This window comes from Haemophilus parainfluenzae, from assembly GCF_900450995.1.
Classification (GTDB): Bacteria; Pseudomonadota; Gammaproteobacteria; order Enterobacterales; family Pasteurellaceae; genus Haemophilus_D; species Haemophilus_D parainfluenzae_O.
In genome coordinates, this window is record NZ_UGHY01000002.1 from 1,069,014 (window position 1) to 1,084,845 (window position 15,832).

Here is a 15,832-nt window from a genome sequence, read left to right on the forward strand (position 1 = left end):
CAATATTAAGGGAAACCATTTTAATGTCACTAATAAACTAACCTTACTAAAATCAAAGTTAAACTTGTATAAAGCTAATGCATACATAAATAAAATTGATATCAATGACATTTTCAAAACAAGAAAAAAATCATTTCTCATGTTTATTTGCCTCCTTCAATTGTTCATAATATTTTTCAAAAGAATTTGTCATTGCCTCTTTTATAAGAGGAAAGCCCGTATAATGTCCAAATTTATTTTCAAGCCCTGAGCTTAAGATATTGCTTCCTGTTGTTTTAACAATATCATAGTTCCCACTATCTTTAGCCCAATCAACAGTCACTCCTAGCCCAATAACAGGAAGCATTGGCATACCTGTAGTTGCTCCAGCTGAAAAGAATGAATATCCAACCTCTTTAGTAGATTTCAATAAGTTATCTCTTGTTAACGACTTCCCATTAGCATAATCATTTGCCTCAAAACCAGCTTTAATACCTCCAGCTGCTACGGCATTAGTTAGAGCTACTTTCGTTCCTTGCTCCCCCATATTTTTCACACCAGTACGAACATATTCTCTCGCACCATTAACACCTTTTCCGACAATATCCGCATAAGTTAATTGTCCATTTACATAGGCTTTATTGAGTGCATCATTTACAACTGGTAACGTCTTATTCAGCTTGTTCTCTGCTTTGACTGCAGCAACAAACGCTTTATCGCCTATATTTATTGCAGTATTTTTAACTACATTTACCGCTGCATTCTCAACCATAGTTACACCTTTCACTAAAGCTGTGCCAGCGCCTGGTCCGCCAAATAGTGCTATAGCTTCTAAGTTTGATTTCTCAAGCTTTCTTGACCAGTTATCATTTAAAACTTTATCTTTTTCTATCGCATTCACCAATGATGGGTAATGAGGCTTCATCTGTTTTGATAAATCTACGTCATATAGGCGTTTCATTGCTTCTTCATGTGTAATGTGAACACCATTTCTTGCTTCAGTATGCACAATATCCCATGCTATTTCTGAAAGGTAAGTATCAAGATATTTTTTCAATTCAGGATGTAGGTTACCTTTATTTTTCTGCGCCTTGCTTAGTAAGAAATCCACTAAATCACTTTTGTTGAGTAATTTTTTAGCCTCTTCTAATTCAGCAGGGTATAAATAACCACGTTTATCGAGATTTTCTTCAAGTTTAGCCACGCGCTCGTTATCACGAATTGAGAGCTCATTATTCTCTACCGCATTCTTCGCCGTCTTAGCTGCAATAATTGCCCCATCAGAGCTATCTGATAAACTACCACCGGCAATACCTGCTGCTACCTGACTTAAAGACGATACCGTACGTTTTTCTTCTTCGCTGAGCTTTTCAGGTGATTTATCATAAAGTGTCGAGGCTAAGAAATGAGCCGCCGCCTCTCCACCTGCAGCACCTGCCGCACCAGCAGCAACATTACGGTTACCCGCATAAGCCTCTACCGCGCCCCAAAGTGCATGAGCAGTCAAATTGAGAGCCGTATTCACATTGCCTTTTGCATCTGTTGTCGCTTTCTTAATTTGATTATTCACCGCAGGTGATAATCCTGAAGCCACCACTTCCGCTGCCGGTCTGCCGGCTAAAGCAGTGCTGATAACATTTAATGCTGAATCAATGACAAGACGTTGATTTCCACCTGTTTCCCATTCTTTGGCTTCGCGACTCGCTGTCTCAAAATTATCTCGTGCTTGTTTGACTAAAGCGCGGTTAGTTTCGTTGTTGTTTTTTGCCTTGGCTTTTTCTGCTTCTTCTAACGCAATTGCGGCTTCATGACGTTTCGCTTTCGCTTCTTCACCAAATTTATTAGCAAGCAAACTTCCTGCTTCCGCGACATTTGGTCCAAATTTCTCTGTCACCTCACGTTGGAAATCAAGCTCTTTTTGAACATCATCTTTATTAAAACGATTCTCTAATTTGCCACTTTGGCTTTGTGCACTCTCTGTAGTGATATCGGTTTTAATCGCAGCAATTTCTTCTTGTACCGTTTTACCTGTACGTTTTAATTGCTCTGCTTCATCTTTAATAATGATATTTTGTGTATTAATACCACTTTTTGTTGTGCTAGATTGGCTATCGGAATCTTTACCATAGCCCATGCCATAAGAGAATTGAAGAGATTCCTTGCCTTCAGCCAATTTCTTGGTGTTCTCTTGTCCATTTACTCCTTTAGAATTAACAGTTGTGTTGCCATTCTTATCGGTATAAAGCAGATTACCATCTTTATCTGTAGCTTGTTTTGTACTTTGAGCTGCACCATTTTCACCAAATGGTGTTTCAAAATTAGCCGATACACTACCACTTACACCAAAACTGCTGCCACTATGGTTTGAGTGATTCTCAATATCTGAATGAGTAAGGCTGCCAGTGCTAAAATGGTTTTTACCATCTGCTTCTACTTTTTGTGTAGAGGTAATCAATGCACCTTTAAGATCAGTATGCTTATTAACATTAATATCATAGCCTTCATCTCCAGCATAAATTCCAGCTTGTTCATTAATGCTGGCGTGGTCGGCATTGATTTTCGATTTATTGAAACTACCTCCAACGGATGCGCCATATCCCACCGTCACACTACCAGTCACGTTCATTTGTTTGCCTTTGTACGTGGCGGTGTCTTGTAAGCTTTCGATGTTGAGGTTTTGGGCATTGACTTCTACACGTTTGCCTTTTACTTGGCTACCAATAATATTGGCATCACCACCTGCATGAATCACGGTTTTACTTTGACTATCACCTACGTGGCTTGCAACATAAGTAGTTTCATCACCATTGCCGTAACCTTTTCCGTAATTACCGCCTAAAGTAGCCCCAGCAACCGCACCATTACTCACTTTAATGGCTACCCCTGCATTAAAACCACTCGATTTATTCGTGCTACGTTCTTGGTGGTTTTGTTCTGTGGCTTTAATATTGACTTGGTTATCTGCAATCAATGTTGTGCCTTGTTTGCCTGAGATATCCGAACCTTTAATATTAATGTCAGAATTCTTTCCTGCACCCGTTGCCACAATATTCACCTTGCCGCCTGCATTAACTTGAGATTTGGCTGCGGTTTTTCCTTCAGTATGCGTACGTGATTCGCTCTTTTGTTGGCCGTAAGTGATTTGTGCCCCTACTACGGAATCCACATCGCTATTACTCATTGCTTTTTGAATAGAGTCGCTAGCTTTCATTACGCTATCAGCTGCACGATAAGCATCAAAACCAGCATTAGCTGCTGCCATAGCATTTACACGATCATGCTTACTCTCACCTACTTGTCGAGTTGATTGCACCACGCCTTGTACTGCTTGAACAGCAGAAATAACAGGAGAGGTAATAGCAATCGTTAAACCTTTTTGCTCAAATTTTTGTTTGGTATTGGTTTCATATTTGTCATCTGCAGCTTTAATATCGACTTTTTTCGCCAGAATATTCACATCGCCGTCTTTGATTGCACTCACCTTACTAGCGGTCTGAGTATAAGTGTTTTCTGCAATCATCGTCGTATTGCCGTTCAAGCTACCTACTTGGCTACCTTGTGCATAAAGCTTAGTCTGATCACTTTCTGTGGTTTGTTTTTGAGAACCAAAGGTTACTCCAATACCACCTCCCAACATGCCTGATTTTTTCTTGCTGTAATAATCATCAGAGTAGACTCGGTTCTCAGCCTCACGAATATCAATATTTTTGGCCTTCACCGTCAAACCATTACCAGCTGCCACATTTGAGCCCTGAATAGTGACATTACCTTTGCTTGAATGAAGATCAATCTTATCTGCATCTAAGGTTGAGCCTTCTGCAATATCATAATCATGATGATGTCGACGCTCTTCAGTCTCTTTGGTTAATAAACCTTTAGATTTTTGCTTATTACGGGTATCTAGATGTTCAATATCTCGCCCTTCTTCAATTCGAACATCTCCTTTAGAGGCAACCATTACTTTTCCATTAACACTCGTTACTTCAGCTTGACGAAGTGTAGCTTCTGTTTGACCAACTAAGCGCACTCCGTCCTTGCCGCTAATAACAGAGCCAACTTCACCTTCTTTATCTAAGTGATAATGATGGTTATTGCTAAAGTCATAGTGTTCTTTACTGCTTTGCTTCTCAGTGGTTACCAAAAGCTTACCTTTGGCATTTACATCAACCGTACCTGCCGATTTCACATTTGCTGCTTTTATTGTGATATCACCACCACTTTGAATGGATAACTCACCACCTTTGCCTGTTACCTTCAATTCACTTTGGCGATCGACAATCTTATTGCCGGTTTCGGTACGTCCTAATTGGCTTTGTGTTTCTGTTGTGGTGGCACCAAGCTCTACGGATTTTCCACCATAAAGTGACAAGCTATCTGCAGCCACAATCTTGCCACCAAGGTTCACTAATTTTTGCTTAGAATTAAGGTTAACATTATTAGCAAAAACCAGACCTTTGTTCTCTAAATCTTGACCATGTAGGTTCACTAGGTTCGACGCAAGCACCGTCCCTTCATTGGTCATATTGGTTACCGAACCCACAATGCTGTCCCCCGAAATCACAGAGCCCGTAGGGGTAACTTGAGTACGATTAGAAGCCAAGTAAATTTTCGGTGTTAACACATTGAGTTTTTTACCACTTGGTAAAATGATTTCTTGGTTTACCATCCACACTAAGTCAGTGGTCAACTCCGCCATTTGTTCTTTGGTTAAGCCAACACCTGGCACTAAATTAAATTGTTTAGCATAACGTATACCATTGTTCATCAAACCTTGGTATTGCTCTAAATCATTTTGGTAACCTTCAAGATAACGACGTCCAGTTAACTGATTGATTTGCTCATTCACTAAACGTAACTCATAAAAACCATCCCCAAAACGTTTCAGCATATTATTTGGATCATAGCGTAGAGCATTGAACATATAATCCGAACTTAACCATTTTTGCTTATTCGCAAAACGTGGGTCGGTTTCAATCACATAGCCTTTTGGTGCATTAGGATTCACATTATAAAGAGAAGATTTATCCAGCGATTGTGTCAGACGATTTAACACCACATCCCCCACATCACCTTTATTCGCTACACCATTATTAGCAAATTCAGGTGCTACATTTTCTTTATAAGCAAACACCCCTAAATCTTTCACACTTTCATTTTGTTTGTAATAAATACTGGTATCACTTTTAGTGGTATCGTAATGATCTATACATCCTACGAACTTAATTTTTTTAGCACACGCTCGCCCTTTATAAAACGCAGTTACACGACCTGCATCCGTTACAATAGTACGACCTTTCAACTCTTTCTGATCTAATTGTCCATCCGCAATTTGAATCACCCCACCAGCAATCACCTTACTGTCTTGGTTATCCACATGTGCATCATTAAAATCAATACCACCCCCACTTAAAATCTTCCCTTCCTGGTATTTTGGTTTAAGTACCATGGTTTCATTCACTGTGCGGGTATAATCATATTGATGCCAGTTATCACTTTCGATTTTGCCGTCTGGTGAAAAAATGTGATAAAGATTTTTTACTTTTTTGTTCAAACCACCACGGCTACTCTTATCATCTTGTTTAACCTTATAAACCCCGGAGTCTTTACCATAGATAGTCGAATCACTCCCAATTCGATACTCAAAAACCGGCGTAGACGAAGTATCCACATTTTCTGTTTCAAGGAAAAAGTGTTTATTTTCTACTGTCCCTGTATTAAAAGTGATTGCTTTACTTTTCGCACTATCGTAAAGATTTAATGCTTCAATCACACCGTTGTAGTTGTGAACATACGCTGATTTACCTGTAACCTGGTTGTTTTCATCCAACGCTTTACCCACATAAATCTTACCCATACTTAAAAGGGTACTTTCATTGCGGTTTAAAACTTTATCCACGCCCACATCTAAACGCTCACGCGCGGCAATCACAGCAGATTTATCCCCTTCTTCAAGGTTATTTAAACTATCCCCCTGTAAAGCCACATGGTCACCGTAAATACGCCCCATCCCCAAGTTATTAATGGTCACTACTTTTGCAACGGTCAATGCACCATCAATTAAGCCTCGGTTAGTCAACGTATTTGTATTAATGCGTGTTTCATTACCACTAATTTCAGCATCTTTAGTGTTATCCACATTAGCGGCTTTAACATCAGCCTTATTGCCTACACGTAATTGGCTATCATTTTTAAAATTCCCTTCGGTTTTAAAATCTAAATTACCGCCAACTTGGAATGCATTATTTAACGTTAAACTGTCTTGTAAACGAACCGTTAAATCCCCTTTGGTTTTAATATTACCTTCATTGGCTAACGTCTTTGCTTTTAACTCAATTGATTTACCCGCTTCAATCTCACCAGCTTGATTATCAATTGTTTTCGCTACATCAAGGTTGGCATGCTCATCAGCGTAGATTCCCCCTTGTTGGTTCGAAAGATTTTCAGCGGTAATAGCCACTTGAGCACCACGGATACCTTGTTCCGTTTTGCCGCCAGCTTTCGTCCCTTGGTTATCTACATGTTTTGCTTTAATCGTCACTTTCTCTGTTGCAACAATTAAAGAGCCTTTATCAGATTGCTTGCGGTTATCCACGTTGTTCGCGTTAAGCTGAACTTGTTTACCAGCAATCACACCCTGTTTGTTATCAATGTTTTGAGCGTTAAGTTGCGTTTGAGCTTTAGCATAAACGGTGCCACGGTTCTCAATATTCTTTTTCGCATTGAGTTGGGCATTTTCGCTCCCCCCAATAAAGCCTTCATTGACAATCTTACCTTGGCTGTCAACTTTCACACTTCCAGCAGATGCACCAATGTGCCCCGCATTGCGTACACCAAGGCCTTGGCCGTTATCCACTAAATGGATTTTCTCCGCATACATCCCACCCAATTGGCTTACATCCACACTGTAGCTTTGGTTTTCACTTTGCGTATCAGAAGTGCGGTCAGTGTTGTCGATATTTTTATCGCCCACGTAAACAACCGAATCATTCGTGCGGTCAACGTTGTTTTTACCTGTGGTAACTTTAATACCTTTCTTCGACCAAACGCCACCATTGATTTCCGCTTTATCAGCAATAATATCGGTGTAATCAGATTGACTGTTATCCATCCCTTTTTGACCAACAGTTACCTTACCGCCTTTTACACGATAACCTTTCAACTCGCCATTTTCTACTTCTGCTTTACCGGTTGTCAGCGTTGTACGCCCAGCATTAATCACACCACAGCCATCACATTGAATACCAATTGGGTTGGCAATGACGACATCTGCTTTTTTACCCGCTACTTCCACATAGCCTTTTAAACGGCTTGGGTTGGCAGAGTTTACCTCGTTAAGAATGACTTTCGCTTCACCGCGAGCAAGATTCGGGTTACCTTGTACCCAGCCCGCTATTTGCGTTTGTGCCGCTTTACGAGCATTGTTTAACACGGCGCCTTTCTCAGTTACATCAAATTGTGAATATTGGTTACGTGATACGCCACCAGCACTTGGTGTTTGAATATTTACTTGCGGTAAACCATTCGCTGTTTGGAGTACTATGGGTTGTTGATTACCTGGTGCTGATTTATCCGCGCGAATAGCCATATCTTCTGCATAAGCAGAAGGCATTAAAAAGACGAAGCCCAATGCCAACATTAAGCTAAAATGAATGGAGTTGAGGGAGAAGGAAAGTGCGGTTGAAAATAATCCTGTTTTTTCTTGTTCTGGACTCACATTTTCACTTTGTGCTTTACCTTGAGATTTTGCCAACTCAGATACCACCACTAGCTGGTTTAATATACGGCTAAAAATCACTTTATAATGACGTTTATTCATTTTTTAATTTCCTTTAAGCTTTAAATCTAAAATCTTGTTTAGTTTTAATTCATTCACTAATCTGAAAACATAAGCATTAAAAACGGTAGCTCACATTAAATCCAGTTGTCACATGACTGGTTCTAAATCCTTCCGGTTTTTTAATTGGAACACCTACGAAATAATCATAGTTAATGCCCCATAATTTACCGCGAAGTCCAATTACGCCCCCCATTAAGCTATCACCAATTTGAAGCTCTTCTTGGCTAGAGTGCACTTTACCTCGGTCAATCCCTAAATAAAGCTCATGTCCCTTATTGGCGATATTCCAACCTAATTCATTTCGCCATAACCAACCTTTTTCACCGGAAAGTGATAGCTCGCCATCAAACCCTCGCACGGTATAACGACCACCAATACTAAATTTATCTTGTTGTGTTAAAGGTGTGCCGTTCCATTGTCCATTCCAGCTGGTGTTAAAGCGGAAAGGTTGATTGCCGATAGTGAAAGGATAGGTAAAATCAACGCCTGCAGTAAAAATCTGCATGCGGGAAGTCCCTTCACCAAACGCTTCTTCCGGAGCGGGTAAGGATTTATTCCCACCCGTACCACGTTTATAGTTCGCAAACAGTTGTAACACTGTTTCACCAATGTATTGAGTGTGATTAAGCCCCACTTCCCAACCAGCTATTCGACGACGTTGCACTTCAATTTCGGTGTCATTGATATAGTTATGGGATTTTTTCGTCCATAACGCGGCATTCACATAGGTTTTGTGAAGACTTCCACGAGATAATAAGCGACTTAAGTTCGCTTTCATTTGTTGGCTTTCACCTGAATAGGTATAAGACTCAAACGCGCCCGCTACCGTTTGGTGATAAGAATATTTTGAACCGGAAAGGATTAAGAGATAGTTCTTCCAAGGAATAGAATAATAGAGACTAATATTTTTACTACCATAATCCCCTTCTGCATCATCGCTATTACGCTTAAAGGTGCGTGTGCCACTGATATAGAACATATCATTAAGTGTTAACACATTATCCAAGAAAACGTGGCTGAACCCTGTAAACGACCAGTAGATTTACTGCCTGAGTCATCTAACCCTAAGGTTAAATGAAAAGGTAAGCGTTGCTTATAAGCAATCACCACGTCTGTTTCACCTACCGCATCAGTTGGCACAAGCTCCATATTCGCATCAGCACTCGGTACGCGTTTTAAGTTTTCTAAACCTTGTTCAATATTGCGAATATTTAATATATCCCCCTGCGCCATTGGCATGGCAAACCATAAGGTGCCACGGGTGGCAAACGGAATCGCACTTTGGTCTTGTAATTGAATACGGCCTACTTTACCCGGAATCAGGGTTAACACGAGCATGCCTGAACGCAAATCCTGCGGCTCCACCACCACTCGCGTGGTGACATAACCCAAATCAATTAAACGATTTTGAATACGGCGAAGTAATACGTTAATCCCCTCAGAGCCAATACAGGCAGGCAGCGCAAAATCACGCTCAGCATAAACTGACTTTAACGCCCAAGAGAATCGACTTGGTTGGATTAATTTAAGGGAAGAGGCTGATGAATTTTCTGCTTCAGCTTGATAATCGGTCAGCACCAATTGATTGATAGGAAAGCATTGTGATTCATTCTGAGGGAAGCTAAGCGAAGCCTCTTTTTCACCCTCTAAACGCACATTCGCGGATTGCGTTTGCTGCGCTAAAATGGCGGCATCTTGTTCCGCTTGTTGCTTTTGTTGTTGGGCATCGATTTGTTTTTCTACATTTGCATTTGGTGAGCTTGGCGCTGCCAAAGCAAAAGAGGAAATAAATAATAAACTAGAAAGAAAAGCGCATGGTAAGTTCTTCATTATACTGCAAAGGTTAAGTTGTTGATAAATTTGCAATATGATATCAAAAGTTGTTTAAAAACTCTACAAACCTTATTTTTTCAATACAAAAAGTGCGGTCAGTTTTTGAGAAGTTTTAAAACTCTTTGAAAATTGACCGCACTTTATATCTTGTTTCAGATCGTATGCCGAGAAAATTATAACCTGCTACAACTTTTTTAAATAAAAGATAAATACACAAAATATAAATACTAACGGAAACGAACTTAGTATATTTAAAATATCCACATTATAAAAATTAAATCCATTCTTTATAAGAGCCATGAAATACATTCCTAAATCTATTAAAATAGAAACTTTAAGTACTTTAATAAAATCATTTAGATTCATCTTTTTCCCTATTTTACTTTCATAAAATCTATCATATGTATTAACAATGGATTCTCTTACTACAAGACCAATTGTATTAAATTTACTCTTTCCTAAAGAGTTATCTAGAAAAATAAGTTTTAGCTATATCACACTTATCGTTATCTTTATATCAATCACTTAAAACTCCTAAACCTGTAGCAGGGATATTGGCATACCTACCGTTGCTGATGATAAACCATCTGTATAAGGTATAACCATACACGAACAAAAATTCTAGATGAGTATGACATTATAAGATTTGTTCAAAGTAAAAAACCATAGATAACCTGCCGTTTTTTACAATATATTTGCTATAAAAAATAAGCGGTTATAGAATACCTATAGCAAACTGAAATTAATGAGATAAATCTAGTATGAATAACATACAAAAGAAATATTTTATTGGCCTAACCCATTTTTTGGGAAATGTTCTCGGTCCTAAATACGAAGTCGTATTTCATTCTTTTGATAAGAATAAGGCTCATATGGAAGCCATTTCGAATAGCCACGTCAGTGGTCGAACGCTTTCTTCTCCGCTTAGCTCTTTTGCTTCAAGTTTGTTGCAGGATAAAGTGTATTTAGATAAGGATTTTATCTTTAACTACAAAGCGGTGGCTGATTCCGAAAAGGTCATTCGAGGTGCAACTTATTTCATTAAAAATGGGGATAAATTAGAAGGCATCCTTTGTATTAATCATGATACCTCTGAGTTGGTTGATGTGATGACCAAATTAATTTCACTGGAAAACCTTGGAAACTTCGTCAATATTTTAGGTATTGATGCTGCCTTTGCCGAGGTAGAAGAGGCTGAAATAATTAATAAAGAAAAACTCGAAAACTCCATCGAAGATATCCTTTGTGAATACCTTGATTTCACCCTATTACATTCCGATAAACCACTCAGCTTAAGACAGCGGGAAAACGCCGTTCAAGTCTTATTTGATAAAGGCATTTTCAATATCAAAGGCGCCATTCCGATGGTGGCGAAATATTTGAAAATCTCAGAACCTAGCGTATATCGCTATCTCAAAACGATCAAAGAGAAAGCATAAAGAAGTGCGGTTAAAAACACGCTGATTTTTAACCGCACTTTTTTTATTTTAATTGTGTTATTAACCCACTACTGGAGGCAATACACCTAATTTAATTAGGAATGGGATACTCACAATAATAATCCCTAGAATTGAGACAAAGAGTAAGAACCCTGAACCACCTGGCACACGATAAGGTAAATTTGGATGTTGATGGCGAGCCTTCCAAACCAATGCGGCAGGCAATACCACTGCATAGAAAGCAAACATTTGTCCTGCATAGCCTAATGCAAGGATGAAGCCTTCTGGATAGAAGAATGCAAAGAGCAATGGCGGAAGGAAGGTTAAGAAACCTAAACTTAAACGGTTTGCCGAAAAATTGAATACACGTTTTAACAAGTCGTCAATACATTCTAATAAACCGAGTGCCACCCCTAAGAACGAGGTAATCAGTGCTAAGGCAGAGAAGATTTTCACGATAGCAGCAATAATAGTACTGCCTGTAATCACACGAACCGCTTCAATCAATCCATTTAATGTTGGATCTTGATTAAGGATTTCTAAGAAGCGAGTTTGGCTTAATACACCGTGAGTTGAAAATTGCCATAAGATATAACCCACCAATGTGATTGCAGAGCCCACAATAATCGAAAATCTTAAGGCTTTTACATCACCTTCTAAGTATTTATTTAAGCAAGGGATCGAACCATGGAAACCAAAAGCGGTAAAGAAAACTGGGCTAGCTGAAATTAATAAGGCTTTATCAATTGGTATGGCCATTAAGTTATCGATTTTAATTTCGGGGATCATCAATCCAAGCACGATAAATAAAGCGGCAATCATCGCAATAAACAAGAAGCGATTTAGCGCATCCACAAAGCTTGTACCAATTGCTACGAAAACACCAAATAAGATTGTAAATGCAAGGATAGAACCTTTCATTTTCAAATCAGGAGCAGCAAAATCAGGTAAAGTTGAAGCAAGAATTGCACCACCACCGGTCACATAGGCGGAAAGCAATGCATAAAGGAAAATCATTAATACGCTAGTTGCGACAATTCGTCCTGGTCGGCCAAAATATTGTGCAGCAAGTGTACCAATACCGGCATCATGTTCAGCGGTTTGATAAACCTCAACAAATAATAATGCACTATAAGTGAGTAGGATCCATAAAAGAATAAGTAGAACGACTGTAAACGTAAAACCTATTCCAGCAGATGTGAGAGGCATAGCAAGCATCCCTGCGCCAATCATCGTCCCTGAGGTAATTAAGGTACTTCCCAATGTTTTATTCATGAGTTTTCTCCTTTCCGATTATCGTAGAAAGGCTAGTCACTTCCTTACTTGACAATACATCAAATTACAATGTCATTAGAATGTTTTCGCATTTTTCTCATTAACCAAATATTTTTTAGATACAAAAAGCCCTTACCCCGTTACTGAGGTAAGGGCGGTAGGCCTATTTTTGTTCAAAACGTGCAGTGAAGAAACGTAATTGTTTTGGTTCATACACGAAACGAAGCCCTTTAATATCCTCTTTATGTTTGAATAAGTGGATAATACCATCAGCAACTAAATCCATGTGTGCATAGGTGTAAACACGACGCGGAATAGTAATACGTACAGTTTCAAGTTTTGGATGATGGTTTTCGCCAGTTTTGATATCACGACCAGCTGAAATAATACCACGTTCCATTGTACGCACACCGCATTCAACATAGATTGCTGCAGCTAATGCTTGTGCTGGAAGTCTTCTTCTTGTTTCAAATGTGGACAGAAACGACGTGCATCTAAGAACACCGCATGACCACCAATTGGTTCTACAATCGGTACACCTGCTGCTTTTAATTTTTCACCTAGGTAACGTACTTGTTTAACACGATGTTCAATGTACTCTTCCTGAGTTGCTTCTTTCAAACCGATCGCCATTGCTTCCATATCACGACCAGCCATACCACCGTAAGATGGCATACCTTCGAACACAACAACCAATTCTTTCGCTTTCATGAACAACTCTTCATCATTCATACATAAGAAACCACCGATATTAGTTAAGCAGTCTTTTTTACCACTCATTGTACAACCATCTGCATAGCTGAACATTTCTTGAACGATTGATTTAATTGAGCGATCTTGATAGCCTGGTTCTTGTTCTTTAATGAAATAAGCATTTTCAATACAACGTGTTGCATCGTAGAACACTTTAATGCCGTGTTTTGCTGTTAATTCACGAACCGCTTTCATGTTTGCGATAGAAACCGGTTGACCACCTGCTAAGTTTACTGTTACCGCCAAGCACACATAAGCAATATTTTCAGCGCCTTTTTCGTTAATTAATTTTTCTAATTTTTTAACATCAATATCGCCTTTAAATGGCACATCTAATGTCGCATCATGCGCTTCATCACGAATAATATCGTAGAAAATACCGCCATTAGCTTCTTGGTGGAAACGTGTAGTCGTAAAATACATATTACCTGGCACGTATTGACCCGGTTTAATCGCGATACGAGAAAGAATATTTTCAGCACCACGACCTTGGTGAGTTGGCACAATATGTTTGAAACCAAATAAGTCTTGAACTGTTTCTTGTAAATGATAGAAGTTTCGGCTACCTGCATAAGCTTCATCACCCATCATAATACCGGCCCATTGACGGTCACTCATTGCATTCGTACCGCTATCGGTTAAAAGGTCGATATAAACATCTTTTGAATCAAGTAAGAAGGTATTGAAGCCTGCCGCTTTCATTGCTTTTTCACGTTCTGCTTTTGGTAAGATTGAAACAGGTTCAACACTTTTAATACGGAACGGTTCTGCTGGATAGTATGCCATAATAAATCTCCTATTATGTTAGGTTTAAAGTTCATGATTATTAACCCGCTACTAAAAACATCTATCATCGAGTTGCAAGCATAGTACTGAATTTTTTTCTGCAATACTGTGATCAAAGTCACAAATCGATAAAATTTTATCAAATTTATACAAAAATATTTTTATTTGATAATTTTATATCAAAGTATCATAAACATACTGATTCTTAGAGTAATTGAACAAGCGAGTTGAACTATCCAATTTTCTCAACAGAACAAGCGGACATAGGAATGGTGTTGCAGGCGGGATTGCAATAGGAAGGAGATATTTGGCAGAAGAAGCATCAAAAATACAAAAGTGCGGCCAGTTTTTGAGAGGTTTTAAAACTCTTTGAAAATTGACCGCACTTTTTTTCATTCTATTTCCAAGTAGTACACTAAGAAAATTCTAATTTGTTATCAAAAAAACTAATACTTAATAAGACTATAACTTTTGATAGCATGCTCTTATCTTACTTTTTATCGTCCATGCATTTTAATGTAGCAAGACTTGCTTTTCCCCTTTCCTCAACAGTTCCTCTTGGTAAATTTTTAGTTTTCTCATAGCATAGATCAAATTTTTTCTCTTCCTCTGGAGTCATGTCAGATATAACATCTCCATTCCAAAATCGAACAAAATAGCTATCAGAAGAAACACATGCAGTCAAAATACTACAAAGTAAAAAGAGACTGAGATTGATCTTGTTCATTTTTATCTCCAAAATATTTTTTCATTTCAACCACTCTAATCTCGTTTAAAAAAGAGAAGATATATCGGCAAAGCAACCACCTGAAATTTTAGAGACATAATTAAAGCATCTTTCATAAGGACTGCATATTGCAAATTATTCCTTCCCATATCTAACTGAACTATCACCATAAACAAGAAAAAGATGAATGCAACAGCTATAAAAAATTTTAATATTTTTAAAATCATTATTTATTTAGATGGTAAGTATATATTCCACCTTTCTCCTTTCCTCTAAAGAATATTCCTTTTATATTAAATAATCATCTATACTACCAGTATCCTTTTTGTTCCATGCAAGCTCTTGTATATGGAACTCTTTTAGAACCATCAGGATCTATTGATTGGGGATACATTTCTTCAGATTTACGTATACATAGACTATATGCCTCCATTTCATTTTTAGATGGCATTACTCCGTTATTCCAAAATCTTTCAATAGGGTTATCAAATAACACTCCACAGCTAGATAAAATAAGAATATTTATAATGATTAATATGATTTTTTTCATTTTATTACTCATTTCATTCATTGAAACTTAATTTCAATTAGTATAAATGTATTTTACAACATCTGATTTAATCACCAATTAAACCTCTCAACAATCATACCAAAAATTGTTCATTCTTAAACCAATTGAACAAGCCGTTTGAACTAACTAATTTTCCAAACAGTCAAAGCAATCGTAAAAGGAATGCTTTTACATGCAGGATTACATAAGTGTTTAAGCAAGCAATCCCGACAAGAATAGAGGAGTAGATTTATGAAATCTAAATTGATGAAAGGGTTAGTGATTGTTGCATTAGCAGGAAGCTTAACCGCTTGTGAAATGGACAGACAACAACGTCATACTGCAACAGGTGCAGCAATCGGTGGTGTAGCCGGTGGTTTATTAGGTGGTGATATTGCCACAACACTCGGCGGTGCGGCATTAGGTGGCGTAATCGGTAGTCAAGTGAATAAAGGCGGAGACTACGATGACAGAGAATATCGCCATCATAAAAAACATAAAAGACATCACCACCATAGAAAACACCGTGATTGGGATGATGACTGGGATGATTAATTCAAAATACAGATAAAAATGACCGCACTTTTGAGATTTAAATCAAAGTGCGGTCATTTTGATCTGCACCCCAAAAGTTGGACTCAACAAACCAACAA

At 38.4% G+C, this 15,832-nt stretch carries 6 protein-coding genes and 2 pseudogenes; 2 read left to right on the forward strand and 6 right to left on the reverse strand.

Features of this window, described 5'->3' with window-relative positions; genetic code table 11:
• Positions 1–130 precede the first annotated feature (130 nt).
• Both DX522_RS05540 and DX522_RS11960 read right to left on the reverse strand, forming a co-directional pair.
• Complete coding sequence (locus DX522_RS05540) at positions 131–7,795, reverse strand: hemagglutinin repeat-containing protein (protein ID WP_262054166.1); 7,665 nt, start codon at positions 7,793–7,795, stop codon at positions 131–133.
• A gap of 76 nt (positions 7,796–7,871) precedes the next feature.
• Positions 7,872–9,646, reverse strand: a pseudogene (locus tag DX522_RS11960) (ShlB/FhaC/HecB family hemolysin secretion/activation protein).
• Between the two features lie 764 nt (positions 9,647–10,410).
• On the opposite strand from DX522_RS11960, the gene DX522_RS05555 reads away from it, so the two are divergent.
• The gene (locus DX522_RS05555) at positions 10,411–11,088 is read left to right on the forward strand and encodes a transcriptional regulator (protein WP_115180093.1); all 678 of its coding nucleotides are present in this window, start codon (positions 10,411–10,413) and stop codon (positions 11,086–11,088) included.
• A 60-nt stretch (positions 11,089–11,148) separates the two neighbouring features.
• Here the strand turns inward: DX522_RS05555 and DX522_RS05560 are convergent, their stop codons facing one another.
• The 4 genes and pseudogenes from DX522_RS05560 to DX522_RS05580 form a co-directional block, all read right to left on the reverse strand.
• Positions 11,149–12,363: an aromatic amino acid transporter gene (locus tag DX522_RS05560; protein WP_115180094.1), complete on the reverse strand. Its 1,215-nt coding sequence runs from the start codon at positions 12,361–12,363 to the stop codon at positions 11,149–11,151.
• A gap of 163 nt (positions 12,364–12,526) precedes the next feature.
• Positions 12,527–13,902 (reverse strand): annotated as a pseudogene (locus DX522_RS05565) (tyrosine phenol-lyase).
• Between the two features lie 490 nt (positions 13,903–14,392).
• A complete protein-coding gene (locus DX522_RS05570; RefSeq protein WP_115180095.1) occupies positions 14,393–14,629 on the reverse strand; it encodes a hypothetical protein in 237 nt (78 codons plus the stop codon).
• Between the two features lie 310 nt (positions 14,630–14,939).
• A complete protein-coding gene (locus DX522_RS05580) occupies positions 14,940–15,191 on the reverse strand; it encodes an ErpY protein (RefSeq protein ID WP_115180097.1) in 252 nt (83 codons plus the stop codon).
• A 240-nt stretch (positions 15,192–15,431) separates the two neighbouring features.
• Here DX522_RS05580 and DX522_RS05585 point away from each other — a divergent pair, with 240 nt between their 5' ends.
• Positions 15,432–15,734: a hypothetical protein gene (locus DX522_RS05585; protein ID WP_014064485.1), complete on the forward strand. Its 303-nt coding sequence runs from the start codon at positions 15,432–15,434 to the stop codon at positions 15,732–15,734.
• The last annotated feature ends 98 nt before the right edge of the window (positions 15,735–15,832 follow it).

Bases quoted from the DNA above. Each gene is read 5' to 3' on its own strand.
- DX522_RS05540 (WP_262054166.1), bottom strand. From the start codon at position 7,795: ATGAATAAACGTCATTATAAAGTGATTTTTAGCCGTATATTAAACCAG.
- DX522_RS05555 (WP_115180093.1), top strand. From the start codon at position 10,411: ATGAATAACATACAAAAGAAATATTTTATTGGCCTAACCCATTTTTTG.
- DX522_RS05560 (WP_115180094.1), bottom strand. From the start codon at position 12,363: ATGAATAAAACATTGGGAAGTACCTTAATTACCTCAGGGACGATGATT.
- DX522_RS05570 (WP_115180095.1), bottom strand. From the start codon at position 14,629: ATGAACAAGATCAATCTCAGTCTCTTTTTACTTTGTAGTATTTTGACT.
- DX522_RS05580 (WP_115180097.1), bottom strand. From the start codon at position 15,191: ATGAGTAATAAAATGAAAAAAATCATATTAATCATTATAAATATTCTT.
- DX522_RS05585 (WP_014064485.1), top strand. From the start codon at position 15,432: ATGAAATCTAAATTGATGAAAGGGTTAGTGATTGTTGCATTAGCAGGA.